The organism is Roseovarius atlanticus (assembly GCF_001441615.1).
Classification (GTDB): Bacteria; Pseudomonadota; Alphaproteobacteria; order Rhodobacterales; family Rhodobacteraceae; genus Roseovarius; species Roseovarius atlanticus.
The window spans coordinates 578,691-602,984 of sequence record NZ_LAXJ01000002.1 but is presented as its reverse complement, the minus strand read 5'-3'; the positions used below and the strand labels follow the sequence as shown (position 1 = coordinate 602,984).

28 protein-coding genes are annotated in these 24,294 nt (G+C 64.7%); 13 read left to right on the top strand and 15 right to left on the bottom strand.

Translation table 11 applies throughout. The annotated features are described in order from the left end of the window. Positions 1 to 2 precede the first annotated feature (2 nt). Positions 3 to 677: a M50 family metallopeptidase gene (locus XM53_RS03315; protein WP_057790198.1), complete on the top strand. Its 675-nt coding sequence runs from the start codon at positions 3 to 5 to the stop codon at positions 675 to 677. 223 nt (positions 678 to 900) lie between these two features. On the opposite strand, the gene XM53_RS03310 is transcribed toward XM53_RS03315, so the two are convergent. The 4 genes from XM53_RS03310 to XM53_RS03295 all read right to left on the bottom strand — a co-directional run bounded on the left by XM53_RS03310 (position 901) and on the right by XM53_RS03295 (position 3,667). Further along, entirely contained in the window at positions 901 to 2,028 is a 1,128-nt protein-coding gene (locus XM53_RS03310) for an aminotransferase class V-fold PLP-dependent enzyme (RefSeq protein ID WP_057790196.1), read from the bottom strand. A 164-nt stretch (positions 2,029 to 2,192) separates the two neighbouring features. Continuing rightward, on the bottom strand, positions 2,193 to 2,537 hold the full coding sequence (locus tag XM53_RS03305; protein WP_057790194.1) for a hypothetical protein: 345 nt from the start codon (positions 2,535 to 2,537) through the stop codon (positions 2,193 to 2,195). A gap of 204 nt (positions 2,538 to 2,741) precedes the next feature. Continuing rightward, positions 2,742 to 3,200 (bottom strand): Lrp/AsnC family transcriptional regulator, encoded by a 459-nt coding sequence (locus XM53_RS03300; protein WP_057790343.1) that lies wholly within the window; start codon positions 3,198 to 3,200, stop codon positions 2,742 to 2,744. 8 nt (positions 3,201 to 3,208) lie between these two features. Beyond that, complete coding sequence (locus XM53_RS03295) at positions 3,209 to 3,667, bottom strand: Lrp/AsnC family transcriptional regulator (RefSeq protein ID WP_057790192.1); 459 nt, start codon at positions 3,665 to 3,667, stop codon at positions 3,209 to 3,211. A 154-nt stretch (positions 3,668 to 3,821) separates the two neighbouring features. Between XM53_RS03295 and ilvC the strand changes: the two genes are divergently transcribed. Further along, entirely contained in the window at positions 3,822 to 4,844 is a 1,023-nt protein-coding gene (gene ilvC / locus XM53_RS03290; RefSeq protein ID WP_057790191.1) for a ketol-acid reductoisomerase, read from the top strand. A gap of 58 nt (positions 4,845 to 4,902) precedes the next feature. Here the strand turns inward: ilvC and XM53_RS23380 are convergent, their stop codons facing one another. Next, positions 4,903 to 5,067, bottom strand: coding sequence for a hypothetical protein (locus tag XM53_RS23380; RefSeq protein ID WP_160321354.1), 165 nt, complete (start codon positions 5,065 to 5,067; stop codon positions 4,903 to 4,905). A 102-nt stretch (positions 5,068 to 5,169) separates the two neighbouring features. Between XM53_RS23380 and XM53_RS03285 the strand changes: the two genes are divergently transcribed. Next, positions 5,170 to 6,096 (top strand): DMT family transporter, encoded by a 927-nt coding sequence (locus XM53_RS03285; protein WP_057790189.1) that lies wholly within the window; start codon positions 5,170 to 5,172, stop codon positions 6,094 to 6,096. Between the two features lie 33 nt (positions 6,097 to 6,129). Here the strand turns inward: XM53_RS03285 and folP are convergent, their stop codons facing one another. Next, entirely contained in the window at positions 6,130 to 7,140 is a 1,011-nt protein-coding gene (gene folP, locus XM53_RS03280) for a dihydropteroate synthase (protein WP_057790187.1), read from the bottom strand. 151 nt (positions 7,141 to 7,291) lie between these two features. Then, on the bottom strand, positions 7,292 to 8,221 hold the full coding sequence (locus XM53_RS03275) for a dihydroneopterin aldolase (protein WP_057790186.1): 930 nt from the start codon (positions 8,219 to 8,221) through the stop codon (positions 7,292 to 7,294). Between the two features lie 225 nt (positions 8,222 to 8,446). On the opposite strand from XM53_RS03275, the gene XM53_RS03270 reads away from it, so the two are divergent. Further along, positions 8,447 to 9,757, top strand: coding sequence for a glycine cleavage T C-terminal barrel domain-containing protein (locus XM53_RS03270; RefSeq protein ID WP_057790183.1), 1,311 nt, complete (start codon positions 8,447 to 8,449; stop codon positions 9,755 to 9,757). 286 nt (positions 9,758 to 10,043) lie between these two features. Here the strand turns inward: XM53_RS03270 and XM53_RS03265 are convergent, their stop codons facing one another. Beyond that, on the bottom strand, positions 10,044 to 10,295 hold the full coding sequence (locus XM53_RS03265) for a YdcH family protein (protein WP_057790181.1): 252 nt from the start codon (positions 10,293 to 10,295) through the stop codon (positions 10,044 to 10,046). A gap of 143 nt (positions 10,296 to 10,438) precedes the next feature. On the opposite strand from XM53_RS03265, the gene XM53_RS03260 reads away from it, so the two are divergent. The 4 genes from XM53_RS03260 to XM53_RS03245 all read left to right on the top strand — a co-directional run bounded on the left by XM53_RS03260 (position 10,439) and on the right by XM53_RS03245 (position 13,508). Continuing rightward, positions 10,439 to 11,371 (top strand): hydrogen peroxide-inducible genes activator, encoded by a 933-nt coding sequence (locus tag XM53_RS03260; protein ID WP_057790179.1) that lies wholly within the window; start codon positions 10,439 to 10,441, stop codon positions 11,369 to 11,371. Continuing rightward, complete coding sequence (locus tag XM53_RS03255) at positions 11,372 to 11,743, top strand: cupin domain-containing protein (RefSeq protein ID WP_057790177.1); 372 nt, start codon at positions 11,372 to 11,374, stop codon at positions 11,741 to 11,743. It abuts the gene before it with no gap. Between the two features lie 136 nt (positions 11,744 to 11,879). Next, a complete protein-coding gene (locus XM53_RS03250) occupies positions 11,880 to 12,662 on the top strand; it encodes an MBL fold metallo-hydrolase (protein ID WP_057790176.1) in 783 nt (260 codons plus the stop codon). 90 nt (positions 12,663 to 12,752) lie between these two features. After that, positions 12,753 to 13,508: a MipA/OmpV family protein gene (locus XM53_RS03245; RefSeq protein ID WP_057790173.1), complete on the top strand. Its 756-nt coding sequence runs from the start codon at positions 12,753 to 12,755 to the stop codon at positions 13,506 to 13,508. Positions 13,509 to 13,532: 24 nt separating this feature from the next. On the opposite strand, the gene XM53_RS03240 is transcribed toward XM53_RS03245, so the two are convergent. The 6 genes from XM53_RS03240 to ctaD all read right to left on the bottom strand — a co-directional run bounded on the left by XM53_RS03240 (position 13,533) and on the right by ctaD (position 19,664). Continuing rightward, complete coding sequence (locus XM53_RS03240; protein ID WP_057790171.1) at positions 13,533 to 13,769, bottom strand: hypothetical protein; 237 nt, start codon at positions 13,767 to 13,769, stop codon at positions 13,533 to 13,535. Next, positions 13,766 to 14,206 (bottom strand): MarR family winged helix-turn-helix transcriptional regulator, encoded by a 441-nt coding sequence (locus XM53_RS03235; protein WP_057790169.1) that lies wholly within the window; start codon positions 14,204 to 14,206, stop codon positions 13,766 to 13,768. The genes XM53_RS03240 and XM53_RS03235 overlap by 4 nt, the downstream gene beginning before the upstream one ends. An 11-nt stretch (positions 14,207 to 14,217) precedes the next feature. Beyond that, positions 14,218 to 14,505 carry a putative quinol monooxygenase gene (locus XM53_RS03230; RefSeq protein WP_057790167.1) on the bottom strand — a complete coding sequence of 96 codons (288 nt, stop codon included), beginning with the start codon at positions 14,503 to 14,505 and terminating at the stop codon, positions 14,218 to 14,220. A gap of 642 nt (positions 14,506 to 15,147) precedes the next feature. Then, a complete protein-coding gene (locus tag XM53_RS22375; RefSeq protein WP_082630700.1) occupies positions 15,148 to 17,613 on the bottom strand; it encodes a bifunctional metallophosphatase/5'-nucleotidase in 2,466 nt (821 codons plus the stop codon). A 130-nt stretch (positions 17,614 to 17,743) separates the two neighbouring features. Then, on the bottom strand, positions 17,744 to 17,902 hold the full coding sequence (locus tag XM53_RS23375; protein WP_160321353.1) for a hypothetical protein: 159 nt from the start codon (positions 17,900 to 17,902) through the stop codon (positions 17,744 to 17,746). Between the two features lie 85 nt (positions 17,903 to 17,987). Beyond that, positions 17,988 to 19,664, bottom strand: a complete 1,677-nt coding sequence (ctaD, locus tag XM53_RS03220) for a cytochrome c oxidase subunit I (RefSeq protein ID WP_057790165.1) — start codon at positions 19,662 to 19,664, stop codon at positions 17,988 to 17,990. 368 nt (positions 19,665 to 20,032) lie between these two features. Between ctaD and XM53_RS03215 the strand changes: the two genes are divergently transcribed. The 5 genes from XM53_RS03215 to XM53_RS03195 all read left to right on the top strand — a co-directional run bounded on the left by XM53_RS03215 (position 20,033) and on the right by XM53_RS03195 (position 23,611). After that, positions 20,033 to 20,665 carry an ATP-dependent Clp protease proteolytic subunit gene (locus XM53_RS03215; RefSeq protein WP_057790163.1) on the top strand — a complete coding sequence of 211 codons (633 nt, stop codon included), beginning with the start codon at positions 20,033 to 20,035 and terminating at the stop codon, positions 20,663 to 20,665. 189 nt (positions 20,666 to 20,854) lie between these two features. Further along, complete coding sequence (gene clpX, locus XM53_RS03210; protein ID WP_057790161.1) at positions 20,855 to 22,117, top strand: ATP-dependent Clp protease ATP-binding subunit ClpX; 1,263 nt, start codon at positions 20,855 to 20,857, stop codon at positions 22,115 to 22,117. A 240-nt stretch (positions 22,118 to 22,357) separates the two neighbouring features. Further along, positions 22,358 to 22,741, top strand: coding sequence for an NADH:ubiquinone oxidoreductase subunit NDUFA12 (locus tag XM53_RS03205; protein WP_057790159.1), 384 nt, complete (start codon positions 22,358 to 22,360; stop codon positions 22,739 to 22,741). Between the two features lie 28 nt (positions 22,742 to 22,769). Then, the gene (gene mlaD / locus XM53_RS03200; protein WP_057790157.1) at positions 22,770 to 23,237 is read left to right on the top strand and encodes an outer membrane lipid asymmetry maintenance protein MlaD; all 468 of its coding nucleotides are present in this window, start codon (positions 22,770 to 22,772) and stop codon (positions 23,235 to 23,237) included. Next, positions 23,234 to 23,611, top strand: a complete 378-nt coding sequence (locus XM53_RS03195; RefSeq protein ID WP_057790156.1) for a DUF2155 domain-containing protein — start codon at positions 23,234 to 23,236, stop codon at positions 23,609 to 23,611. Before mlaD ends, XM53_RS03195 begins: the two co-directional genes overlap by 4 nt. Here the strand turns inward: XM53_RS03195 and aat are convergent. Continuing rightward, a complete protein-coding gene (gene aat, locus XM53_RS03190) occupies positions 23,575 to 24,225 on the bottom strand; it encodes a leucyl/phenylalanyl-tRNA--protein transferase (protein WP_057790154.1) in 651 nt (216 codons plus the stop codon). The two genes, XM53_RS03195 and aat, sit on opposite strands and share 37 nt — an antisense overlap. Between the last annotated feature and the right edge of the window lie 69 nt (positions 24,226 to 24,294).

Here is a 24,294-nt window from a genome sequence, read left to right as displayed (position 1 = left end):
GAATGCAGGCATTTCTGCGCGGCCACTGGCAATTGCTGCTCTTGGTGGCGGCGATAGCCCTGCTGTGGCAAACGCCCGTGGTGATCCCGCTGAAATTGCTGGTGGTGTTCCTGCACGAGCTGGGCCACGTGCTGGCCGTGCTGCTGACCGGGGGCGAGGTGCTGAACCTGACGCTCGACCCGATGCAGGGCGGGGCGGTGACCTCGCGCGGGGGCAGCCGGTTTCTGAGCCTGAGCGCGGGATACCTCGGCTCGTTGCTGATCGGCGTTGCGCTCTTCATGGCGGCGGTGCGCACGCGGGCCGACCGCGCGGTGCTGGGTGTGCTGGGGCTGACGCTGCTGGCGGTGACGGTGCTTTACGTGCGGTCGCCCTTCGCGCTGGTGTTCGGGGCCGGGACGGGCGCGGCGATGCTGCTGGCGACGAAATACCTGCCGCGGGATGTCAGCGACCTTTTGTTAAGGGTAATCGGGCTGGCCTGCATGATCTACGTGCCGCTCGACATCTACAGCGACACGATTGCGCGCGGTTGGCTGCATTCCGACGCGCGGATGCTGGCCGAGGAGTTCGGCGGCACCACCTGGATGTGGGGCGGGCTGTGGCTGGGGATCAGCGTCTGGGTGATCTGGATGTGCCTGCGCCGGGGGCTGGGGGCGCAGAGCAATATCCGGTTGCGGTAGGGGCCGCGCGATCGTCACACCGCGGGATGGCGACCCGGCGGTCGTTCCGCGCACTTTATGGCTGCCAACTCCGAAAAACCTCGAATTGAATCGCTTGCGGCTACCAATCGCCAGACCGTTGCACCAGAGGTGCGCCGTTCATAGTCGGCACGCCTTCGGCGTGACGGGCGGTCTGCCGATCGCGCGGCGGCGCAGCTAGCTGCGCCTCTATTCCGCGCGGGGGCTATAGAACCCTGTCGATCACCTCTTGCAGCCGGGTCTTCGCGGCTTCTACGTCATAAAGCTTGTCCAGACCGAACAACCCCAGCCGGAAGGTCATGAACCCGTCCGGCTCGCCCACTTGCAGGGGCACGCCAGCGGCGATCTGCATTCCCTGCTCGCTGAATTTCTTGCCGTTCTGCACATCCGGGTCGATGGTATAGCTGACCACCACGCCCGGCGCGCCATAGCCCTCGGCCGCCACCGACGTCACGCCCTTGTCGGCCAGCATGGCGCGCACCGCATTGCCCAACTCCCACTGGGCTTCACACAGTTTGCCGAAACCGAACTCCTTGGTTTCCAGCATCGTGTCGCGGAATCCGCGCAGCGCGTCGGTGGGCATGGTGGCGTGATAGGCATGGCCGCCGTTTTCATAGGCCGCCATGATCGCGTGCCATTTCTTGAGGTCGATGGCGAAGCTGTTCGAGGAGGTCGTCGCCAAACGCTCGACCGCCCGGTCCGACATCATCACCAGCCCTGCCGAGGGCGAGGCGGACCAGCCCTTTTGCGGGGCCGAGATCAGCACATCGACGCCGGTCTCTTTCATGTCGACCCAGGCGCAGCCCGAGGCGATGCAGTCGAGCACCATCAATGCGCCCACCTCGTGCGCGGCTTCGGCCAACGCGGTGATGTAGTCGTCGGGCAGGATGATGCCGGCGCTGGTTTCCACGTGCGGCGCGAAAACGGCGTCGGGCTTGGCTTCGCGGATCTTCGCGGTGACCTCCTCGATCGGGGCGGGGGCAAAGGGCGCCTGAGCGCCGTTGCCGGTCTGGCGGGCCATGCAGACGGTGGTGTCCGAGGTGAATTGCCCGGCGTCGAAGATCTGGCTCCAGCGATAGGAAAACCAGCCGTTGCGCACAATGAGCGCATGGGCGTCGTGGCCGAACTGACGGGCGACGGCCTCCATCGCGACGGTGCCGCCGCCGGGCACGATGGCCACGGCAGAGGCGTTGTAGACCTCTTTCAGCATGGATGAGATGTCGGTCATAACCCCTTGGAAAACCTTGCTCATGTGGTTGAGCGAGCGGTCGGTGAAGACGACGGAATATTCCAGCAGGCCATCGGGGTCGATATCGGGGCGAAGAGCGGTCATGAGCGTTCTGTCCTGGGTTGGAACGTTTGCATCGGTATGCCCTCTGACTACCTCGGTATGACAGGGAGTTCCACCGTCACCTTCAGAAGCATTTTCGGCACATCGAACATGCAAAAGCCGCGGCGCCTGGTGCGCCGCGGCCGGGAAACGACGGATTGCAGCCGTTACTTGCTGGCGTAGTCGACGCTGACGCGGGCCGACCGGACCGAGACGGTGTCGCCCTCGCGGCCGAATGTGAACACTCGGTCCTGCACGCCGGGCAGGCCGAAGGTAACCGCGTCGCCATCCGCCAGGTGCATCCGCAGGCGAGCGGGATCGGCGGGCGCCTCGCCGGTGACATAGGTGGCGGTCAGTGCGTAGGCGTCGCCATCCTCGACCCAGTAGACGCTCATGTCGGCATCGGTTTCATGCAGGGTGGTGCCGGCATTCGCCCGTGTCAGCGTGACGGTATCGGCATTGGCGGTGGTTGTCGTCAGGGCTAGGGCGGCGGCCGTCAGGATCGTTTTCATGGGGGACCTCGTTCGGTTGCAGGTGGTGGCCGACCTCGTGGGATATCGGGTTGGCGCACTAATTCTGCAATGCAGCATAGACCTGCCACGCGGGACGCGGCTAGTCATCATTCTGCATAGCCGTCATGCGGAGAGCGAATAAGTCACTGTATTTAAAGAATACTTTTGCATACACGCATACGGCGGCATACCGCGAAAGTGGTATCAGCCGATCGGGCCCGGGCGGCGCTCTTCGCTTAGAAGCACGTTCGCCTCGACGTCTCCGACACCCGGAAGCGTCATGATGCGGCGGCGCAGAACCCGTTCGAAATCCGAGATGTCGCGGGCGACGACGCGCAGGCGATAGTCGTAAAGGCCAAGGATATGCTCGACCGTCTGCACCTCGGGGATGGCCGACACCGCGCGTTCGAAATCGGCCAGGCTGACGCGGCCCTTGGTGGCCAGTTTCAGGCCCAGAAAGACGGTGACGCCGAAACCCAGTGCCTCCTTGTCCAGATCCAGCCGCTGGGTTTTCAGAATGCCCGCGTCACGCAGCCGCTTGATGCGCCGCCATGCGGCGGGCTGGCTGAGGCCCAAGGCGCGCCCGATGGCGCCCGCCGATTGCGTGGCATCCTGCACCAGTGCCCGCAGGATCTGGCGGTCAGTGGTGTCAAGTTCGATCATGGGCTGGCTCATAGCGGCAAGACCTCGTCGGTCTTGATACGCGCCACGTGCATCAGCGCCTCGATATCGGCGATATGGGGCAGGGTCAGGATCGCGGTGCGATAGATCTCCTGGTAATGGGCCATGTCGCGGGCGATGACCGACAGGCGCGTGTCGACCCGGCCGAGAAAGGACTGGATTTCCAGGACCTCGGGAATGGCGCGCGCGGCCTCGGTGAAGGCGTCGAAGGCGGTGGGCACGGTCTTGTCCAGCGTGATGCGCAAACTGACCTCGACGCTGTAGCCAAGCGCCGCCCAGTCGATCACCGCGTGGTTGCCCCGTAAAAGCCCGGCCTCTGCCATCCGGTCCAGCCGCCGCGCGCAGGTGGCGGGGGTAACACCGGCAAGCCCGGCCAGCTCGGCGGGGCCGAGCGTCGGGTCGTGCTGGTACTGGCGCAGGATGCGGCGGTCGGTGTCGTCGAGGTGCATGGGGCAGTCAGGGTATCTGGCGCATGGAATTTTCGAGTATTTAAAGAACAGTGAATGATTATCGCATCAATTCGGAAAATCATACCCAGAAAGTCGGGATCGCTTTCGAAATATCCGTCATCTTCCACGTCATCTGACGACAAAGGAGAGAACCATGCGCGTCTATTACGATCGCGATTGCGATATCAACCTGATCAAGGACAAGAAGGTCGCCATCCTGGGCTATGGCAGCCAGGGTCACGCCCACGCGCTGAACCTGCGCGACTCGGGCGCCAAGAACCTCGTCGTGGCGCTGCGCGAGGGCAGCCCCTCGGCCAAGAAGGCCGAAGGTGAGGGCCTGAAGGTCATGGGCATCGCCGAAGCGGCGGCCTGGTGCGATCTGATGATGTTCACCATGCCCGACGAATTGCAGGCCGAGACCTACAAGAAATACGTGCATGACAACCTGAAAGAAGGCGCGGCGATTGCCTTTGCCCACGGTCTGAACGTGCATTTCGGCCTGATCGAGCCGAAAGAAGGCGTCGACGTCATCATGATGGCGCCCAAGGGCCCCGGCCACACCGTGCGCGGCGAATACACCAAGGGCGGCGGCGTGCCCTGCCTGGTCGCTGTCCACAACGACGCGTCGGGCAAGGCGCTGGAACTGGGTCTGTCCTATTGCTCGGCCATCGGCGGCGGGCGGTCTGGCATCATCGAGACGAACTTCCGCGAGGAATGCGAAACCGACCTTTTCGGCGAGCAGGCGGTTCTCTGCGGCGGCCTCGTTGAACTCATCCGCATGGGCTTCGAGACGTTGGTCGAGGCAGGCTATGCTCCCGAGATGGCCTATTTCGAGTGCCTGCACGAGGTGAAGCTGATCGTCGACCTGATCTACGAGGGCGGCATCGCCAACATGAACTACTCGATCTCGAACACGGCCGAGTATGGCGAATATGTCAGCGGCCCGCGCGTGCTGCCCTACGAGCGGACCAAGAAGGAAATGAAGGCGATCCTGCACGACATCCAGACCGGTGCGTTCGTGCGCGACTTTATGACCGAGAACAAGGTCGGCCAGCCGTTCTTCAAGGGCACGCGCCGGATGAACGACGCGCACCAGATCGAGGAAGTGGGCGAGAAGCTGCGCGCCATGATGCCGTGGATCTCCGCCGGCAAGATGGTCGACAAAGAGAAAAACTGAGGCCATCGGCACACAAAAAAGGAAAGAGCCGGTGAATTGCCGGCTCTTTTCATTGGTGTCAGTCGACCGGCTTGTGCGAGTCGCCGTCCTTGGCTAGCGAACTTGGCGGGACGTCGGAATCCTTTTTCCGTTCTTCGGTCTTTTGCTTGTTGCGCGCGGCGAGGATGAGAACGATCACCAGGGTGATGATCGACAGGGCCGCGGCGCCGATGGCTATGTCCATGATGCGCCTCCTTTCGGTCCCAACACCTGACTGCGCCGCCACGAATGGCAATGCATTCGGGACGTTTTGACACGCGGCCACAGGACCGGAGGCTTGATCTGAATGGAAAATAACGTTGTCGTCGCGCCGAGGAACTGGCTCAGGCTGTGTGCGCTGGGCATGATCTGGGGCGCGTCCTTCATGGCCGTCAGCGTGGCGTTGCAGGGGGTGGGGCCGCTGGCGGTGGTGGCGGTGCGGCTGTGCCTGGGGGCGCTGTTCCTGCTGGTGCTCTGCCGCGCAACGGGCCGGGGGCTGCCGCGCCGGCGCGGGCCGGGGGCCAGGCGGCTCTGGGCGTTCATCGTGGCGATGGGGCTTTTTTCCAACGCCTTGCCGTTTTTTCTGCTCAGCTGGGGGCAACAGGTCGTTGCCTCGGGCTTTGCCGGGGTCTGCATGGCGGCGGTACCGTTGCTGGTCTTGCCGCTGGCGCATTTTCTGGTGCCGGGCGAGCGGATGCATATGCGCCGGGCGATAGGCTTTGTGATGGGCACGCTGGGTGTGGCCGTGTTGATCGGACCCGAGGCGTTGCGCGCCACGGGTGCGGAGTTCGAGATGCTGGCGCGGCTGGCCTGCGTGGGTGCGGCGGGATGCTACGCGGTGGGCTCGATCTTCACGCGGCTGGCGCCCGAGGTGGATCGCCTGTCGCTGGCCGCCGCCGTCCTGACCGTGGCGGCCTTGGTGTTCACACCCTATGCGCTGATCTCCGAGGGCCTGCCGGACATGCCGCAGGGCCGGGTGCTCTGGGCGCTCATCTACCTTGGCCTGCTGCCGACGGGCGTGGCGCAGATTCTGCTGGTGCAGGTGATCCGGGATGCCGGGCCGGTGTTTCTGAGCCTGGTGAACTACCAGGTGCCGGTCTGGTCGATCATCTTCGGCGCGGTGGTGCTGTTCGAGGCGCTGCCGCCAAGCCTCTACCTCGGCCTTGCGCTGATCCTGGGGGGCGTGGCGCTCAGCCAACTGGGCGCGCTCAGACGGTTGTTCGGCGCCGGATAAAATTCGTACGAATTTTATCGAAGCGGAAAATTTCTAATTTTCCGCCGGCACCGTGGCGGCGATCCACAGCTTGAGCGCCTCTTGCATCTCTGCCACGTCATGCACCCGGTGGATCTGGATGCCCTGCGCCACCCCGGCCAGCGTTACGGCGATGGAACCGGGGGCGCGATGGCGGGCCTCTTCGGTGCCGCCGATCGTGCCGATGAAGCGCTTGCGCGACGCGCCAAGCAGCACCGCGCAGCCCAGCCCGTGAAACAGTGCGAGGTTGTGCAGAAGCGTCAGGTTATGTTCCAGCGTCTTGCCGAAGCCGATGCCGGGGTCGGCGATGATCCGGCTCCGGGGGATGCCTGCGGCTTCCAGCGCGGCGATGCGCTCTTCCAGCCAGTCGAAGATGTCGAGCGCGACGTTGTCGTAGCGCGGGTCGGTCTGCATCACATCCGGCGTGCCCTGGGCGTGCATGACGCAGACGGGCAGGCCCATTTCGGCGCAGAAAGGCGCGAGGGCGGGGTCGAATGTGAAGCCCGCCACGTCATTGACGAGGCTCGCGCCGGCCTGATGCGCGGCGCGGGCGACGGGGGCCTTGCGCGTGTCGATGGAGATGGGAACGTCCGAGCGCTGGCGCAGAGCGGCGATGACCGGGGCGGTGCGGGCGATCTCCTCGTCCACTGGCACTTCGGACGCGCCGGGACGGGTGGATTCGCCGCCGATGTCGATGATCCCGGCGCCTCCGGCGATCATCGCTTCGGCCCCGGCCAGGGCCACGTCGGGGTCGAAATGCGCGCCGCCGTCCGAAAAGCTGTCGGGCGTGACGTTGAGGATGCCCATCAGGGTGGGGCGCGCCATGTCGAGGCCTGTGACGGGGGCGCGGGGCGACGTCAGGCGGGTCAGCATAGGCGCCGGGACGTCCTGCGCCGGGATCAGGCGGGGTGGCGCGTCTCGGTGCATCTCCTCGACCGTGTCGAACCAGCACCAGCCGCCCGCGAGGGGCAGGGCGGTCGTTGCGCGGGCGTGGTCGGTGCGGGGGATGGGGCGGTAATGCGGCATGTCGGTTGGTCTTTGGGTCGTGAGGTCCCGGATCGGGTTCGGGCGGGGTGTGCCGGTTGGCCAAGAGGTCCCGGATCAGGTCCGGGACGGCGGGGAGCGAAGTGGCGGGGAGGTCCCGGATCAAGTCCGGGACGGCTTGTGAGACGGGACCTCACAAGCCGCTTTGGGCGATCTCCTGCACCAGAACCGGCACAGGCGGGTCCTTGGGCGGCATCTCGCCGATCAAGAGCAGGTCCGAGGCGTCCATGTGTCCCGCGAACCACGCCGCCAGGCCCACCGGATCGTCCGGCCCGCTGCGCGGGCCGTCGACCGCGTCCAGCACGATCTTGGACGGGGCCCAGACACTGATCTGGCCGTTCTTCATGGCCCAGTCCAGCTCGGTCCGGGTGCCCACCACCACACAGCGGTCGTCGCGGCCCGCCAGAACCCAGGCGTTCTGTTCCAGCGCCAGCAGGTCGACGCGGCGCTGCGACATGCGATGACCGGTCTTGGGGCTGTCGACGCGGTTGTGGCCGACACACAGGATCACCGGCTCGGCCCTCGCCTGAAGCTGATCCAGCCAGCGCGACAGGTTGGGCGAACCGATGGCGGTGTTCGAGAGGTAAACGACATGCGGATGCGGCGTGGTATCGGCGTGATGCCCCACGGGCTTGGTCTTTAGGTCCTCGACCGAGCGCACGATCTCGACGCCAAGCGCCCCCGGTCCGCGGTCGAGCTTTTCGACCCGCACGAAGGTGCGCACCGCCTGCGGCTCCAGCAGGATACGCTCGGCGATGCGTTCGGCCAGCGTCTCCAGAAGGTTCAGGCGTTCCTCGGCCAGTTCGGCGGCAATCGCCTCGGTCACCTTGTCATAGCTCAGGATGCGGTCCACGTCATCGTCGATCGGGTCGGTGATGGGCCGCACCTCGACCACCACGTTGAACGCCACCCGCTGGGTGGTGCCGCGCTCGGCCTGGAAGGCGCCGATCTCGACCTCGACCACGTGGTCGCGCACCGAGATACGGTCTAGCGGGCCATCGGGGGCGGTTGCGTCGGCGCGCTCGGACGGGTGCGCGAAAGCGAGCCGGATTTCCTGGGACATGTGGGCCTCCCCCCAACTTCCATCCTGCCGGGCATATCATGGGGCGGGGGAGGGGTGGAACCCGTAAATGCGACGGACGGGGCGTCGGCTCCGGCAGATCGGACGCCATGCGGTTTTTCGGCAGGGGTCCGCCCGTGCCGTTGTGCCCCCTATCCGCGCGGCCCGGGCAGACGGAACGCAGTCGCGCCGCGATGCGTTGATCCGATAAGAACAAGGAGAGCGCCGATGGCAACTCAGGACGCGCAGAACCGAACCTTCACCCATCCCAATGTCGCGGATATCGACCAAAGCGATCGGCTGGTGCCCGTCAACCTGCGCCAGTCGGGGGCGACCCCGGTCGAGATGCTGGTCTCGACCCGCGTCCGCAAATCGCCGTTCTGGCACCTGTCGGTCGAGGCGGGGGCGTGGCGGGCCACGGTCTATAACCGGATGTACCACCCGCGCGGCTATGTCCGGGAGGAGGATGGCGGCACCATGGCCGAATACCGCAGCCTGGTGCACCGGGTCACCCTGTGGGACGTGGCCGTCGAGCGGCAGATCAGGGTGCGCGGGCCGGACGCCGAGTCGTTCGTCAATTTCGTGATCACCCGCGACGCCACGAAAATTCGGCCGATGCACGGAAAATATTGCATTCTGTGCGATGAAAAGGGCGGGATCCTTAACGATCCCGTGCTGCTGCGCTTGTCGAAGGATGAATTCTGGTTCTCGATTTCGGACTCGGACCTGCTGTTGTGGCTGCGCGGCGTCAACGTGCACGGCAATTGGGACGTGGAGATTGATGAGATCGACGTCGCGCCCTTGCAGGTGCAGGGGCCCTTGTCCGAGGACCTGATGGTCGACCTGCTGGGAGATCAAGTGCGGGACGTGCCCTATTACGGAATGATGGAAGCGCAGATCGGCGGCGCGCCGGTTGTCATCAGCCAGACCGGGTTTTCCGGCGAAAAGGGCTATGAGGTCTATGTGCGGGACGCGTCCGAGAACGCCGAGAAAGTGTGGTACGCCATTCGCGGCACCGGCGCGCGCTATGGCCTGCGGGTGATCGCGCCCGGGCATCACCGGCGGATTGCGGCCGGCATCCTGTCCTGGGGGCAGGACATGGATCACGAAACCTCGCCGTTCCAGGTGAACCTGGCCTACCAGGTGCCGAAAGAGAAACTCGCGGATTACATCGGCAAGGCGGCGCTGGAGCGTCAGCGGGACGCCATTGAGGCGGGGGATTATCCCTTCAAGCTGAAGATGGTCGGGATCAAGTTGGGCGGTTTGCCGGTGACGGATTATGCCTCTGATTTCTGGCTGGTGCAGGATGGCGACGGCAATCGCGTGGGGTATGTCACCTCGGCCTGGTGGTCGCCCGAGCTGGAGGTCAACATCGCGCTGGCGTTCGTGCCGTGGGGTCTGTCGCGGATCGGGTCACGCCTGCGGGTCGAACTGCCCGAAATCTATTCCGAGCATTCCGGTCAGGCCGCCGAAGCAGACGTCTGCGAGGTGCCGTTCCGGCCCTCCGAACACCCCAATGTGCGAGAGGTCCGCGCCTGAGCACCGCTGCGGTTCAGGCGTGCTTCTCCAGATCGGGACAGGCCCGGCAGCGACGCCCCTGTTCGCCGCGCCGGACCTGCCCACGGTTTGGCGACATGCCCCCGGAATGGATCGTTCTCATGGTGGACTCGCGCGATCCGGGCATGTCGCCATGCACGGGGGCCGGGATGAGGGTACGGCCCCCGTGCGAGTTCAGTCGTCTGTCAGAACCTCTTCAAGGTCGTCCAGATTGTGGCTGCGCAGGAAGCGCGGTGCCATCAGGGCGATGTAGAAATCGACCACTGGCTTAGCCCGAATGGAATTGCTGTTGTCCGGCCAGACGGACGGGGCGCGGATCCAGCCGCTTGAGCAGCGTCTGGGTCAGGCGGATCGCGTCGCGCAGGCCAAGCCGTTCCTGCTTGAGTTGCTTGAGGCGCAGGGCGTCGCCCGTAGGCTGGCTTTGCTCGCGGGTGATCCGCAGGTCGATCTCGCGGTGGCGGCGGGTCAGCGTGTCGATCCGGGCTTTCAGGCTCTTGGGCGAAAGTCTGCGTCGTTTCATCTGGGCTCCTCCCTTGAAGATGGGGCGCGTCCTGCGCCGACGACATCGAGATGGGGAGGGGCGAGCGTCGGTTAAATCCTATCATGGCTAAAAATTCGATAGGAAAGCCCTATCTTGAAAAACACGCCGCGAAGGACCATGCGATGGACGATATCACCTTGCGCCAGTTGCGCTATTTCCTGGCGCTCAGCGAGGCGGGCCATTACCGCAAGGCGGCTGAGCGCGCCGGGATCAGCCAGCCGTCGCTCAGCCAGCAGATCGTTCGGCTGGAATCCGCCCTTGGCGTCGAGCTGGTCGAGCGCGGGCGGCGCGGGGCCGTGCTGACGCCTGCCGGGCGCGAAGTGCTGGCGCAAGCCCGCAAGGTGATCGACGAGGTCGAGACGCTGGCCCAACGGGCGCGCGAGGCGAAGGACGGCGTCGGCGGCACGCTGCGGCTGGGCACGACGCCGACGCTGGGTCCTTACCTGTTGCCCTATGTCACCCGGCGGCTGCACCGCGCCTACCCGGCGCTGAAACTGGTGATCCGCGATGCCGCGCCGCGCGTCCTGCAGGACGATCTGGTCGAGGGTCGGCACGACCTGATCCTGACGCAGCTGCCGGTGCAATCGGCCGATGTGGACGTGATGCGGCTTTTTCGCGAGCCGTTGAAGCTGGCCGTGGCGCAGGACCATCCGCTGGCCGCGCAGCCCCGGGCCGACGAGGCGGATCTTCGGGGGCAGGACGTGCTGTCGCTGTCCGATGCCTACCTTCTGCATGGCCAGATCCTGCGCCTGTGCGAGGACGTGGGCGCGCGACTGCGCCAGGATTACGAGGGCACCAGCCTCGATGCGCTGCGCCAGATGACGGCGCTGGGCATGGGTGTCAGTTTCCTGCCCGCGCTCTATGTCCGGTCCGAGGTGGAGGGCAAGGAGGCCGACGTGGCGATCCGGCCGTTCCGCGACGACCGCCTGACCCGGTCGATCGGGCTGGTGTGGCGCCGGCGGGCGGCGCAGGCGGTTCTGGCCCGGCGGATCGGCGGGATCGTGCAGGCGGTGGTGCAGGAGCATTTCGCCGACCTGGTCACGCTGGAGGGATAGATGCGCAGATACAGACCCGGAGACGATGTCGGACCGCTGGAACAATGGCCCTTCGATGCGCCGGAGAGCGAGTATCGCATCCTGCGCGGCGAGCCGGTCTGTCACGGACGGCTGGATGCGGGCGGGCCGGGGCACGCCACGCGCCGCGGCATCTGGCGCTGTTCCGAAGGGGCGTTCGCCTGCACCGAACAGGGCGACGAGATGATGGTGATCCTGGAAGGGCGCTGCCGCATCACCGATAACGCCACGGGCGACGTGCTGGATCTCGGCCCCGGTGACACCGCGTTTGTCAGGGACGGGATGCGGGTGACGTGGGACGTCGCCGAGGAGGTGACCAAGGCCTTCATGGGCTGGAAACCGGGAGGTTACTGACCGTGCGGGCAGATTTCCGCGCCGCACGCGCGCGCAGGCCTCGCCGACGTTGTGGATCGTACTATTCTTTTGACCGAACCGCGGTCGGGCCATGTGCCCGTCCGCCAGTGCATGTGTAAAGACCGGGAGGATCCCAATGACCACCAGACGCAATTTCCTGATCGGCACCGCCGCCGCCGGCACCGTGACCGTGCTGCCCTCGCTTGCCCTTGCCGCCGAGGAAGGCACCAGCATGAGCTTTCTTGACGGGGCCGTCAGCATTCACCCGATCTCGCACGCGTCCTTCGTGATGGAGACACCGGCGGGCGTGGTCTATGTCGATCCGGTGGGTGACGCGTCGGAATACGAGGGTCTGCCCGACCCTGAATTGATCCTTGTCACCCACCGGCACGGCGACCACTACAACGCCGACCTTCTGGGCGCGCTGCCCGAGGTGCCGATCCTGACCAATGCCGACGTCATGGGCATGATGCCTGAGGACATGCAGGGCCGCACGCAAGCCATCGCTGCGGGCGAGACCACCGAGATGATGGGACTGGGGATCGAGGCGGTGCCATCCTACAACATCACCGAAGGCCGGATGGACTTTCACCCGCAGGACCGCGGCGATATCGGCTTTGTCGTGACGACCGATGCAGGCCGCATCTATATCTCGGGCGATACCGAGGGCACTGACGAGATGCGCAGCTTGGAAAATATCGACGTGGCGCTCGTGTGCATGAACCTGCCCTTCACCATGACCGCCGAACAGGCCGCCGACGCAGTGGCAGAATTCGCGCCAGCCGTTGTGATCCCGTATCATTATCGCGGCCGTGACGGCGGTACGCAGGACCCCGAGGCCTTTGCCCAGATGCTGAGCGAGGCAGGCGCCGAGACCGAGGTGTCGCTGCACGACTGGTACAACGGCACCCTCAGCTGATAAATGGTAAGTGCCCCCGCCGCGCCCGCCCGTGGCGCGCGGGCCACGCGCCGCATATTCCAACGCATTGAAGACACACAAGGGAACTCCATGAAATCCACATTCCTGATTGCCGCCGTGACGGTTCTGCCCGGCATGGCCCTTGCCCAGTCCGGGCCCAGCCTGTCCTTCTCGGCGGGTATCGGCGGGATTTACCAGCCCGAGTATTTCGGCTCGGACGATTACGAGGCGGGTGTGACCGGCGGGTTCAAGTTTGGCCACCTCAAGATCGGCAGGCTGGAATTCGGCGATCCCGATCCCAATGCCGTCGACCTGGGCTGGCGGCCGCGCGGCTCGCTTCGCGTGATCCGCGAACGCGACAGCTCGGACTACGTGGAACTGACCGGGTTGCGTGATGTCGACTTCAGCCTCGAGATCGGCGGCGGCGTCGGTTACACGGCAGAGAATTTCCAAGCCTTCGCCGATGTGCGCTATGGCGTGATCGGTCACGAAAGCTGGGTCGGAGAGCTGGGCGCCGATGCGATCTTCCGCCCGTCGGACGACTGGACCGTCACCGTGGGCCCACGGATGCTCTGGGGGTCGGGCGACTATACCTCGACCTATTTCGGCGTCACCCCGGCCGAGGCCGCGGTATCGGCCTTTCCCGCCTACGCGCCCGGTTCGGGTCTTGTCAGCGCGGGGATCGAGGTCGGTGCGCAGTACGAACTGTCGCAGAACTGGTATCTGGACGGCACGCTGGCCTGGAACCGGTATGTTGGCGACGCGGCGGATTCGCCCATTGTGCAGGACGATGACAGCTTTCAGGTGTCCCTGATCGCGATGCGGCGGTTCAACTTCGGGCGCTGATGGCGCGCTTTGCGGTTTTACCTGTCAGAAGGCCTCGGTTTTGCCGGGGCCTTTGCGTTTTTGCAGGTAATCCTCACGTGTCAGCCGAGTGACAGCCGGCGTGATCGCAAGCGAAATTGCCGGCACCAACACCCCCGTCAGCACCAGCGTTCGCAGGGTCATCGGCCAGTCTGGGGCGACCATGCGCAAGGCCGCCAGCCCCGCCATGACCAGCGGCCACACAACCAGCCACACCAGGAAAATCCGCAAGACGCGCCTCATGGTGCCTTGCCGTCCATCTCGTCCGCAATGATGCGGAAATAGCCGGGCAAGATCGCCGTCAGCCTGTCCCGCCCCTCGGGCGTCAGGGCGATATGGCGGATGCGGCTGTCGTCCTCGTCCGTCATCTTGGTCACCAGCCCGTCGTCCAGCAGCATCCGCAGGGTGCGCGCCACCACCGGGCCGGAGACGTCCAGCCGCTCGGTGATCTCGCCCACGGTCAGGCTGTCCCGATCGGTCTCGCGGTCGATCACGATCAGGAACAGGAAGCGCAGCTGCGAAAACCCGTGTCGCGCGAAATAGGCGTCCAGCCGCCGGATCAGCAGGCTGGCCCGCCGCAACAGGGTCAGCCCGTCGCGGATCGTGTCCGGGTCGGTGTCGTAATGGCCGGAATAGCTTTCGATCATGCGCCGCGTGGGCAGGTCCTTGAGAAAAAACATGCGCCGGGCTTTCAGGCCAGAGGGTGCATGAAGGTCAGTTTCACTGGCGCGGCCAAGAGATGCTCGTAACGTTCGAACACCGCGCGGGTGTAGGCCTGCGCGTGATGCGCGTCGAAGGCGGCCTGATCGTCCCAGATCTCGGTCAGGTGCAGGGTGCCGCTGTCGGCGTTGCGGTGCAGGGTGAAATGCTGGCAGCCCGCTTCGGCGCGGGTGTCATCCAGAATGCCAAGGATGGCATCGCGGGCCTCGTCGAAGCAGTCTGGCTTGGGGTGGATGGTGGCGAATACGCTGAGGGACATGGGGGTGGCTCCTTTGATTCCATGTTTTAATTAACATGATATATATCATGGTAAGTGTAAACCCGCCGCATCGCGCGGATTATCCTCGGGCCTGATCCGAGGATCTCTTGACCATGAGATCCGGGATCAAGTCCGGGATGTGTGGGTGACGAGCGGCGGGCCGTGGCGTGATGATGAAGAGGGCATCGTTGCTGCCGGTCACGACGGAGGCGAGCTTCAGCCCAAGGGAGGGGCTGACGATGGCCGGGCCGCTTCTCGGCTGTTCACCGGCTGGGGGCATGGTGCCAACATTCGGTGCGGGGTACGGACGACCAGACATGAAAGACGTTAGATCTAAGAGCCCCGGCGCGGAGTCAGGCCGCAGGCCCCGCGCCATCGACGGGCCGCCCCCACGGCCCGGCGATTGGGTGAAGTACGGTGAATCGCTCAATCCAGTTTCGGATTTGGCCGGGATAAAGTGCTGCGGAACTACCGCCGGATCGCCGCGCCGCGGCCCGTCGATGGCGCTCGGGGATATAGATCATACCTGTCTGCAAAGGGTTTGAGGCGAACATTTAGCGCCCGGTCCACGTCGCTCATCTGCGCCACGAAAAGCGAAGACCCCGGATTGCGCCGGGGCCTCTCTTGATGTCCGACGCCGGATCAGGCGAACAGGAAATCGTCCACCGCCGCATCCAGCGCCGCGCCGTCTTGGAACGCCAGGTTCTGAATGCGCGTGTCCATGTCCGGCCCGGTATCGGACTCGGCAAATGCCGTGGCGGCGGTGTTGTGAGTGTCCAGCAGGTACTCGGCCAGCGCGTCCTGCTCGGTGCCGTCGTTGGCAAAGGTCGCGTCGCCGGTCCGCGGCCCCCCTGTTTCGAGGCCCACAAAATCGAAATCCTCGGGGAAGGGGTAGCCGTCGCCGCCACCGATGAAATTGCCGGTATCGTCAAAGCGTGGCGCGGCCAAAAAGCCCAGCGTCACCACGCCGTATTCCTGATCGGGGTTCACGATCACGCCGTCATTCACCAGCACCGCGCGGATTTCGCCGGTGTCGGGGTCGACAAAGGCCGCGTCGTCGATCCGCGAACCGGCGGGCGCATCGGGGTCAAAGCTGAACTGCACGCCCGCCACCTGGATGAACTGGCCTGCCACGCCGGGCAGGGCGGCCACGCCATGTTCCAGCACCGCCACCAGCTCGGTCGCGGTCAGCTGGCCGACGACAAGATCGTTGTTGAACGCAAGCGTCGTCTGGATGTCGTTCTGGCTGATGCCGCCCTCGGGCTTCACCACATCGCCATTTTCATCGAGGATCTGCTCGTTCACGCCGCGCACCGGCTCGGAGCCGCCCGCGGGCACCACCGTCTGGCCGATCGAGTCGCGGATGCCGCCGCCGTTCTTGATCGACACCCAGACGTCGATGTCGGACTGAACGTCGTTGGCATATTCCAGGTTCGCATCTGCCGTGAGGTTGCCAAGGTTGGTCTCCTGCGTGCGCACGCCGTCGGGGTCGTCGCCCGTGCCGGTGCCGGAGCGGTTGCCGTTCAGGAACACGTCCGAGATGCCAAAGACATTGCCTTCGGTCGCCAGGATCTGATCCTGGATCGCATCGGCGATGGCCTGGATTTCCGGGTCGATAAGGCTTTCCGCATTCAGATCGGCCACGCCCTGGTCATCGGTGGCATAGGCGCCCGAGACATCCGCGTCATAGCTTTCGGGGATGATGTTGCCATAGGCATCGAAGTCGATGACCAGCCGGCCCACGTATTGATAGCTGCCGTCGGTATTGACCACCGCCGTGGTGGTGCCCCCCGCATTGTCGATGAAGGCCGGGTACTGGCCCTGGTCGCTGTCGCCGTCGCGGATGCGGTCGTTGTCGTCGAAGAGGCGCGTGTTCGACCCGCCGGCGACGATGATGTCCACGTCCGACAGGCGCTCGGCCAGGGCGAATTCGATGTCGATCTGCTGCATGTGTGCCAGCAGGATCACCTTGTCCATCGTGGGGTTCGCGGCCAGGAGGGCGTCGACCTCGGCCTGGATCGTGACGGCCAGCGCGTCAAGCTCGGCCTCGGTCGGCTCGGTGCCGGCCCAGACCGGCGCGATCCCGACACCACCCGGGGACGAGATCGAGCCCAGCGTCGGCGTGGTGGCACCGATGACGCCGATCCGCTCGCCGTCCTGCTCGATCACGGTCGAGGAGGTGACGACGCCCGCCTGCGGGGCCAGCCCGCCCTCGACCGCAAGCGGCGCAAGGTTGGCGTCGGTCGAAAAGTCGAGGTTGGACGACAGGTAGGGAAAGAGCGCCCCGGCGAAATCCGTGCCGTCCAACGCCGTGCCCGACAGCGCCGAGAAATCGCCCGCCGCATCGCCCGAAATCAGGCTGGCCAGCGTGGCGGTGCCGAAGTCGAACTCGTGGTTGCCCAGGGCGATGGCCTGGATGCCCAGCTCGTTCTGGATCTGGATATCGGCGATGCCCGCCGAGCCGAAGACCGCCGCCGAGGCGTCATAGAAGAGGCCGGGAATGAATGCGTCGCCAGACGACAGGGTCAGGGTCGCGTCCGCACCAACGTCCTCGTCGCGCAGGGCGTTCAGCACCGCCGACAGGTTGGGCGCGTCCTGCACCGCCGCCGCGCCGGCTTCCTGGTCGGCGATATGCAGCAGGTTCAGGGTGAAGGTGTCGTTACGGTCCAGCAGCTCGACAGTGACGCTGGCCTCTTCGCTTTCGGTCTCGCCGTTGGACACGCGATAGGTAAAGTCCAGCTCGCCGTCGAACCATGGCAGCGCCTTGACCTTGACCGTGCCGTCCTTCTGGATCTTGACGAAGCCCTCGACGCGCCCGGTCTCGGCATCGCGCAACAGAACGACCTTGCGGCGGCCCACGTCCTGGCCGTTGATCTCGGAGATGAAGAGATCCTCGGTGTCGCCATCCTCGCCCGGCAGGTCATTGGCCAGCAGGTCGAGCGTGGCCGTGCGCCCGACGACGCGCACGAGGTCGTCATTGGCAGTGGGCGCGGGCGCCGGGTCTTTCTCCCCGCGCGGGTTGCACCACTCCCAAAAGCCGGGAAACTTGTCTTTCCAGGGGTGTGCAGTCTTGATCTTGGGCAGGCCGAAATCGTGTCTGAAAAACATGGTCGAGATCCTCTTTGCAGGCAGCGTCCGCGTCGCAGCGACGCGGTCCCGCAAAGACAAGAGACCGGCAACGGTAACAAAGGTGCGGCGAAGATATTAAGCTTTTGTGATGCCCTGCATCGTCGCACTGTCACCGCCGGGTGCGAAGGTGCCGCAGAAAGGACCATGCGGTCAGCGCCGCAAGCGCGACCATCGCGGCACTCCCCGCCGGATGGGCCATCCGGCTGACGCCCAGCAACAGCCGTGTCTGGCCGCCCCCGGTGGCACCGTTGACCAGCAAAAGGGTCACGCCATCCCGCAACGCCTTTCTTGAACGAAACAGGCCCCGGATTGCTCCGGGGCCTACGTGTTGGTTCAGGCTGGATAGCCGCCGCTTAGTGGTGCGCGGGCTGCTTGTCCCAGTCTTCCCGCTTGGGCAGCTGCTCGAACGTGTGTTCGGGCGGCGGGCAGGGCAGGGTCCATTCCAGCGTATCGGCATATTCGTTCCACGGGTTGTTCTGGGTCACCTTGGCGCCGCGGAACAGCGAATAGGCGATCACACCGAAGAAGAAGATGAACGAGGCGAAGGACAGAAAGGCACCGATCGACGACCAGTAGTTCCAGACCGCGAAGGCCTCGGGGTAGTCGATGTAACGGCGGGGCATCCCCTGACGTCCCAGGAAGTGTTGCGGGAAGAAGGTCAGGTTCGCACCGATGAACATCGCCCAGAAGTGCAGCTTGCCGGCCCATTCGGGGTACATCCGTCCGGTCATCTTGGGGAAGTAGAAGTAGACCCCCGCGAAGATGGCGAACACGGCACCCAGGCTCATCACGTAGTGGAAGTGCGCCACCACGTAGTAGGTGTCATGGTACGCCCGGTCGATGCCCGCTTGGGAAAGGACGATGCCGGTGACGCCGCCCACGGTGAACAGGAACAGGAAGCCGAACGCCCAGAGCATCGGCGTCTTGAACTCGATCGCGCCGCCCCACATCGTGGCGATCCAGCTGAACACCTTCACGCCCGTCGGCACCGCGATCACCATAGTGGCCAGCATGAAGTAGGACTGCTGGGTCAGCGACATGCCCACGGTGTACATGTGGTGCGCCCACACGACGAAGCCGAGGAAGCCGATGGCGATCAGCGCCCATACCATCGGCAGGTAGCCGAAGATCGGCTTGCGCGCGAAGGTCGCGATGACGTGGCTGATGATGCCGAAGCCGGGCAGGATGATGATGTAGACCTCGGGGTGACCGAAGAACCACAGGATGTGCTGATAGAGCACCGGGTCCCCACCGCCGGCCGGGTCGAAGAAGGTCGTGCCGAAGTTGCGGTCGGTCAGCAGCATGGTGATCGCGCCCGCCAGAACCGGCAGCGACAGCAGGATCAGCCACGCGGTGACGAAGATCGACCATGAAAACAGCGGCACCTTGAAGAGCGTCATCCCCGGAGCGCGCATGTTCAGGAAGGTGGTGATCATGTTGATCGCGCCCAGGATCGAGCTTGCGCCCGACACGTGCACGGCAAAGATCGCCAGGTCCATCGACATGCCCGCCTCGTTGGTCGACAGAGGCGGATAAAGCACCCAGCCCACGCCCGAGCCGAGCTGCCCGTTGCCGCCCGGCGCCAGAAGCGAGGCGACACCCAGCGAGGTGCCGGTGACATAAAGCCAGAAACTGAGGTTGTTCAGGCGCGGGAACGCCATGTCCGGCGCACCGATCTGCAACGGCATGAAATAGTTGCCGAAGCCGCCGAAGAGGGCGGGGATCACCACGAAGAACATCATCAGCACACCGTGATAGGTGATCATGACGTTCCACAGGTGCCCGTTCGGGGTACATTCGCCGGCGGCTGCCGCGGTGAACCGCGCACCTTCCATGCACATGTACTGAACGCCCGGCTCCATCAGTTCGAGCCGCATGTAGACGGTGAACGCCACCGAGATCAGGCCGACGAAAGCCGACGTGATCAGGTAGAGAATCCCGATATCCTTGTGGTTTGTCGACATGAACCAGCGGGTGAAGAACCCGCGATTGTCTTCATGTCCGTGGCCGTGAATGGCTGCGTCTGCCATCTGGGTGCCTCCTGCTGGTCATTTATACGAAGGACACCGAATGGCGAAGGGCCGGTCAGACTCCTCCGCAGCGTGTCCCGCAACACGAGAATGGTTCTAGAATGCTCCGCGAGGATGAGCAATGCGCCAGATTGACATAGCGGGACATTTTTTGTCGCAGCGCGCGGCGCGTCGAAAACCGTCAAAACCCCGAAAAAACTTAACGATTTCTTCATTGTGACGGTGTCTGACCGGCACGGGCCCGGGGCGTGGAACTGCGCGACCGAAAATAGCCGGTCGCTCTTGAAGCCCCCCCGGCCCACGCATAAGGTTCACTGCGACGCGGGCCGATCCACGGCCCGGACCATGCGCATCAAGAGGCAGGCAACATGACAGACCCGATGGAAACCTACATGAACACGCTCGTCCCCATGGTGGTCGAGCAGACCAGCCGTGGCGAACGGGCCTACGACATCTTCTCGCGCCTGCTGAAGGAGCGGATCATCTTCGTGAACGGCCCGGTGCATGACGGCATGTCCAGCCTGATCGTGGCGCAGCTTCTGCACCTCGAGGCGGAAAACCCCTCCAAGGAAATCTCGATGTATATCAACAGCCCCGGCGGCGTCGTGACCTCGGGACTGTCGATCTATGACACGATGCAGTACATCAAGCCCAAGGTCAGCACGCTGGTCATCGGCCAGGCCGCCAGCATGGGCAGCCTCTTGCTGACGGCGGGCGCGGCGGGGATGCGCTTTTCGCTACCCAACAGCCGAATCATGGTGCACCAGCCCTCGGGCGGCTACCAAGGCCAGGCCACGGACATCATGATCCACGCCGAGGAAACGCTGAAGCTGAAACGGCGTCTTAACGAAATTTACGTAAAACACACCGGACAATCCCTGAAGAAGGTCGAGGAGGCGCTGGAGCGCGACAACTTCATGTCTCCCGAGCAGGCCAAGGAGTGGGGCCTGATCGACGAGATCGTGGAAAACCGGGCGAAAGGCGACGACGAAGGCAGCTGATCCGCACGGTCGGGCTGGAACGGGGCAGGGGCGATTTTGACATTGAGGTGCCAAACGCTCTGCCCTAAGCTAGCCGGGACGGACGAGAAACCCAAGACCCGCGCGAAGGCCGGCTGATCCGGCCACATCCCACAGATGGCGCAACACGAAGGGTCGGATACGTGACGCAAGACGTCAAAAGGTGCGAGAATGGCGAATAACTCCAGCGGTGACAGCAAGAACACGCTCTACTGCAGCTTCTGCGGCAAGAGTCAGCACGAGGTCCGAAAACTGATCGCGGGCCCGACGGTGTTCATCTGCGACGAATGCGTCGAGCTGTGCATGGACATCATCCGCGAAGAGACCAAGACCGCCGGGCTGAAGGCCACCGACGGCGTGCCCACCCCGCGCGAGATCTGCGACGTGCTGGACGATTACGTGATCGGGCAGTTCACCGCCAAGCGGGTGCTGTCCGTGGCGGTACACAACCACTACAAGCGCCTCAATCACTCCGGCAAGAACGACATCGAACTGCAAAAGTCGAACATCCTGCTGATCGGCCCCACGGGCTGCGGCAAGACGCTTCTGGCGCAGACGCTGGCGCGGATTCTCGATGTGCCCTTCACCATGGCCGACGCCACCACGCTGACCGAGGCGGGGTATGTGGGCGAGGATGTCGAGAACATCATCCTCAAGCTGTTGCAGTCGTCGGAATACAACGTCGAGCGCGCACAGCGCGGCATCGTCTATATCGACGAGGTCGACAAGATCACCCGCAAGTCCGAAAATCCCTCGATCACCCGCGACGTTTCGGGCGAGGGGGTGCAACAGGCGCTTCTGAAACTGATGGAAGGCACCGTGGCCGCGGTGCCGCCGCAAGGCGGGCGCAAGCATCCGCAGCAGGAATTCCTGCAAGTGGACACCACGAACATCCTGTTCATCTGCGGCGGCGCCTTTGCCGGACTCGACAAGATCATCAGCCAGCGCGGCAAGGGCAGCGCCATGGGCTTTGGCGCCGATGTGCGCGACAATGACGCGCGCAACGTGGGCGAGGTGTTCAAGGACCTCGAACCCGAGGATCTGCTGAAATTCGGCCTGATCCCGGAATTCGTCGGCCGCCTGCCGGTCATCGCGACGCTGGAGGACCTCGACGAGGATGCGCTCATCACGATCCTGACCCAGCCGAAGAACGCACTGGTCAAACAGTATCAGCGTCTGTTCGAGTTGGAGAATGTCCAGCTGAGCTTTACCGAGGATGCTCTGAACGCAATCGCGAAGCGGGCGATCGCACGCAAGACAGGCGCGCGCGGGCTGCGCTCGATCCTCGAGGATATCCTGCTCGACACGATGTTCGAGCTGCCCGGCATGGAAGATGTCGAGGAAGTGGTGGTCAACGAAGAGGCTGTCACCTCCGAGGCGGCACCGCTCATGGTTCATGCCGAGACCAAGAAGGAAGGCACCAGCGCGGGCTGATCCGGCGGCGTGCCTTCGAGAGCACAAATTTTTTGGAAAATTTGGGCAAGAAAATTCGAATTTTCTTGCCCATTTTCTTTGAAAGAAAATGGTCCCGGGCGCAATCGGCACGCAGGGATGCCAATGAGCGTCCGACTTGGCGCAACCATGCCGGGCACACGGCCGCGGCGGCCGTGTCCGGGCTGGACCTTGCCGGCAATCTGCGGCATACCCGGGCCAGGGATATTCCGGAGGATCACGATGGGTCTGCTCACCTCGCTTCTGCGCGCCGTCACATGGTGGAACGGCGCCACGCTCAACACGATGATTCACACCCGCCGCAAGGGCATGAAGGTCGGCGAGGACGAACAGGGCAACATCTTTTACCAGACCTCCGACGGCAAGCGCCGCTGGGTGATCTTCAACGGCGAAGCCGAGGCCAGCCGCGTCAGCCCCGAATGGCATGGCTGGCTGCATCACACCTATAAGGAGCCGCCGACCGAGGCGCCGCTGAAGCGCAAGCCGTGGGAAAAGCCGCACGAGGAAAACCTCACCGGCACCGCGCTGGCCTATGCGCCCGCCGGCTCGATCCGCCGCGCCGATCCGGCCGAGCGCCGCGACTACGAGGCGTGGAGCCCCGAGTAACCCCGACCGCATCAGCCAGGAGCCGCCCATGGCCAGCGAGAACATGACAGAGGTCGCCGTCGGCGGGGCCGTGCTGGCCGTCGCCGCTGCCTTCGTGATCTATGCCGGGCAGGTCAGCGGCTTTTCCGGCACCGCGCCGGAATACGAGCTGCGCGCCAGCTTCCGCAGCGCCGACGGCATCGACGTGGGCACCGATGTGCGCCTGGCCGGCGTCAAGGTGGGCCGCGTCACCGACATGCAGCTTGACCCCGAAACCTACCGCGCCCGCGCCGTCTTTACCGTGCGCGAGGACATCGAGGTGCCCGACGACAGTGCCCTTGCGATCAGCTCCGAGGGGCTTTTGGGCGGCAATTTCGTCGAGATCCTGCCGGGCGGCTCGCCCTTCTACTTCGCCGCCGGCGACGAGATCGAGTTCACGCAGGGCTCCGTCAGCCTGATCGCGCTGCTGACCAAGTTCATCGCGGGCGACGACACGGGCGGAGAGGCCTCCGAATGATCCTCCGGTATCGCAGTTTTCCGGCCGCCGCCCTCGTGGCGCTGGCCCTCGCCGCGCCCGCCGCCGCGCAGGACCAGGTCGAGGTCGGCACCGGCGTCGTGCTGCGCTGGGTCGACAAGATCACCACCGAAACCGGCGATCTGGAAATCGCCAATGCCAGCGCCGCAAGCATCGGCCGGATGCGCGTGGAACTGGGCGAATGCCGCTATCCCGCGGGCAACCCGGCGGGCGACGCCTATGCCTTTCTCACCATCCACCCCGAGGAAAGCGCGCCGCCGATCTTTTCGGGCTGGATGCTGGCCTCGGCGCCCGCGCTGAACGCGGTGGAACATCAACGCTACGACATCTGGGTATTGCGCTGCATGACCCAGTAAGGGGACGGATCGAAGGGCGGGTGGTTGATATCCGCCTCCGCCTCCAGCGCGCGGCCCAGCCTCTTGCGATACTCCGCGCGGGGAATCTCCTGCGCCCCCAGGCTCGCCAGGTGCTCGGTCTGGAACTGCGTGTCGAAAAGCTGAAAGCCACAACGCCGCAAATGCCCCGTCAGATGCGCCAGCGCCAGCTTGGACGCGTCCGTGCGGCGCGAGAACATGCTTTCGCCGAAAAACGCCGCGCCCAGCGTCACGCCGTAGACGCCGCCGGTCAGCACATCGTCCTGCCAGATCTCCAGCGAATGGGCGTGGCCCCTGGCGTGCAGCTCGAGGTAAAGCGACCGGATCGGCCCGTTGATCCATGTCTCGGCCCGGTCGGCGCAGCCGTCCACGGTGCCGGCGAAATCGGCGTTGAGCGTGGCGGAATAGGCCCCGCGCCGCAGCCGCCGCGCCAGCGATCGCGAGACATGGAACTCCGACAGCGGCAGAACGCCGCGCAATCGTGGATCGACCCAGAAAAGGTCGGGATCGTTGCGCGACTCGGCCATCGGAAAAATTCCCGCGGCGTAGGCCTGCAACAACAGGTCTGGATCTAGAGGCGGCTGGCGGTCTGACATCGGCGTCCGGATGGCGGGGCAGGGCGGGGCGGCGTTTACGCTTCGTTACAGGGTCGTATGGTACGCCTT

What these genes read in the sequence shown, in the direction of transcription:
- XM53_RS03315 (WP_057790198.1), top strand. Translation starts at nt 3, where the DNA reads ATGCAGGCATTTCTGCGCGGCCACTGGCAATTGCTGCTCTTGGTGGCG.
- XM53_RS03310 (WP_057790196.1), bottom strand. Translation starts at nt 2,028, where the DNA reads ATGACCGCTCTTCGCCCCGATATCGACCCCGATGGCCTGCTGGAATAT.
- XM53_RS03305 (WP_057790194.1), bottom strand. Translation starts at nt 2,537, where the DNA reads ATGAAAACGATCCTGACGGCCGCCGCCCTAGCCCTGACGACAACCACC.
- XM53_RS03300 (WP_057790343.1), bottom strand. Translation starts at nt 3,200, where the DNA reads ATGATCGAACTTGACACCACTGACCGCCAGATCCTGCGGGCACTGGTG.
- XM53_RS03295 (WP_057790192.1), bottom strand. Translation starts at nt 3,667, where the DNA reads ATGCACCTCGACGACACCGACCGCCGCATCCTGCGCCAGTACCAGCAC.
- ilvC (WP_057790191.1), top strand. Translation starts at nt 3,822, where the DNA reads ATGCGCGTCTATTACGATCGCGATTGCGATATCAACCTGATCAAGGAC.
- XM53_RS23380 (WP_160321354.1), bottom strand. Translation starts at nt 5,067, where the DNA reads ATGGACATAGCCATCGGCGCCGCGGCCCTGTCGATCATCACCCTGGTG.
- XM53_RS03285 (WP_057790189.1), top strand. Translation starts at nt 5,170, where the DNA reads ATGGAAAATAACGTTGTCGTCGCGCCGAGGAACTGGCTCAGGCTGTGT.
- folP (WP_057790187.1), bottom strand. Translation starts at nt 7,140, where the DNA reads ATGCCGCATTACCGCCCCATCCCCCGCACCGACCACGCCCGCGCAACG.
- XM53_RS03275 (WP_057790186.1), bottom strand. Translation starts at nt 8,221, where the DNA reads ATGTCCCAGGAAATCCGGCTCGCTTTCGCGCACCCGTCCGAGCGCGCC.
- XM53_RS03270 (WP_057790183.1), top strand. Translation starts at nt 8,447, where the DNA reads ATGGCAACTCAGGACGCGCAGAACCGAACCTTCACCCATCCCAATGTC.
- XM53_RS03265 (WP_057790181.1), bottom strand. Translation starts at nt 10,295, where the DNA reads ATGAAACGACGCAGACTTTCGCCCAAGAGCCTGAAAGCCCGGATCGAC.
- XM53_RS03260 (WP_057790179.1), top strand. Translation starts at nt 10,439, where the DNA reads ATGGACGATATCACCTTGCGCCAGTTGCGCTATTTCCTGGCGCTCAGC.
- XM53_RS03255 (WP_057790177.1), top strand. Translation starts at nt 11,372, where the DNA reads ATGCGCAGATACAGACCCGGAGACGATGTCGGACCGCTGGAACAATGG.
- XM53_RS03250 (WP_057790176.1), top strand. Translation starts at nt 11,880, where the DNA reads ATGACCACCAGACGCAATTTCCTGATCGGCACCGCCGCCGCCGGCACC.
- XM53_RS03245 (WP_057790173.1), top strand. Translation starts at nt 12,753, where the DNA reads ATGAAATCCACATTCCTGATTGCCGCCGTGACGGTTCTGCCCGGCATG.
- XM53_RS03240 (WP_057790171.1), bottom strand. Translation starts at nt 13,769, where the DNA reads ATGAGGCGCGTCTTGCGGATTTTCCTGGTGTGGCTGGTTGTGTGGCCG.
- XM53_RS03235 (WP_057790169.1), bottom strand. Translation starts at nt 14,206, where the DNA reads ATGTTTTTTCTCAAGGACCTGCCCACGCGGCGCATGATCGAAAGCTAT.
- XM53_RS03230 (WP_057790167.1), bottom strand. Translation starts at nt 14,505, where the DNA reads ATGTCCCTCAGCGTATTCGCCACCATCCACCCCAAGCCAGACTGCTTC.
- XM53_RS22375 (WP_082630700.1), bottom strand. Translation starts at nt 17,613, where the DNA reads ATGTTTTTCAGACACGATTTCGGCCTGCCCAAGATCAAGACTGCACAC.
- ctaD (WP_057790165.1), bottom strand. Translation starts at nt 19,664, where the DNA reads ATGGCAGACGCAGCCATTCACGGCCACGGACATGAAGACAATCGCGGG.
- XM53_RS03215 (WP_057790163.1), top strand. Translation starts at nt 20,033, where the DNA reads ATGACAGACCCGATGGAAACCTACATGAACACGCTCGTCCCCATGGTG.
- clpX (WP_057790161.1), top strand. Translation starts at nt 20,855, where the DNA reads ATGGCGAATAACTCCAGCGGTGACAGCAAGAACACGCTCTACTGCAGC.
- XM53_RS03205 (WP_057790159.1), top strand. Translation starts at nt 22,358, where the DNA reads ATGGGTCTGCTCACCTCGCTTCTGCGCGCCGTCACATGGTGGAACGGC.
- mlaD (WP_057790157.1), top strand. Translation starts at nt 22,770, where the DNA reads ATGGCCAGCGAGAACATGACAGAGGTCGCCGTCGGCGGGGCCGTGCTG.
- XM53_RS03195 (WP_057790156.1), top strand. Translation starts at nt 23,234, where the DNA reads ATGATCCTCCGGTATCGCAGTTTTCCGGCCGCCGCCCTCGTGGCGCTG.
- aat (WP_057790154.1), bottom strand. Translation starts at nt 24,225, where the DNA reads ATGTCAGACCGCCAGCCGCCTCTAGATCCAGACCTGTTGTTGCAGGCC.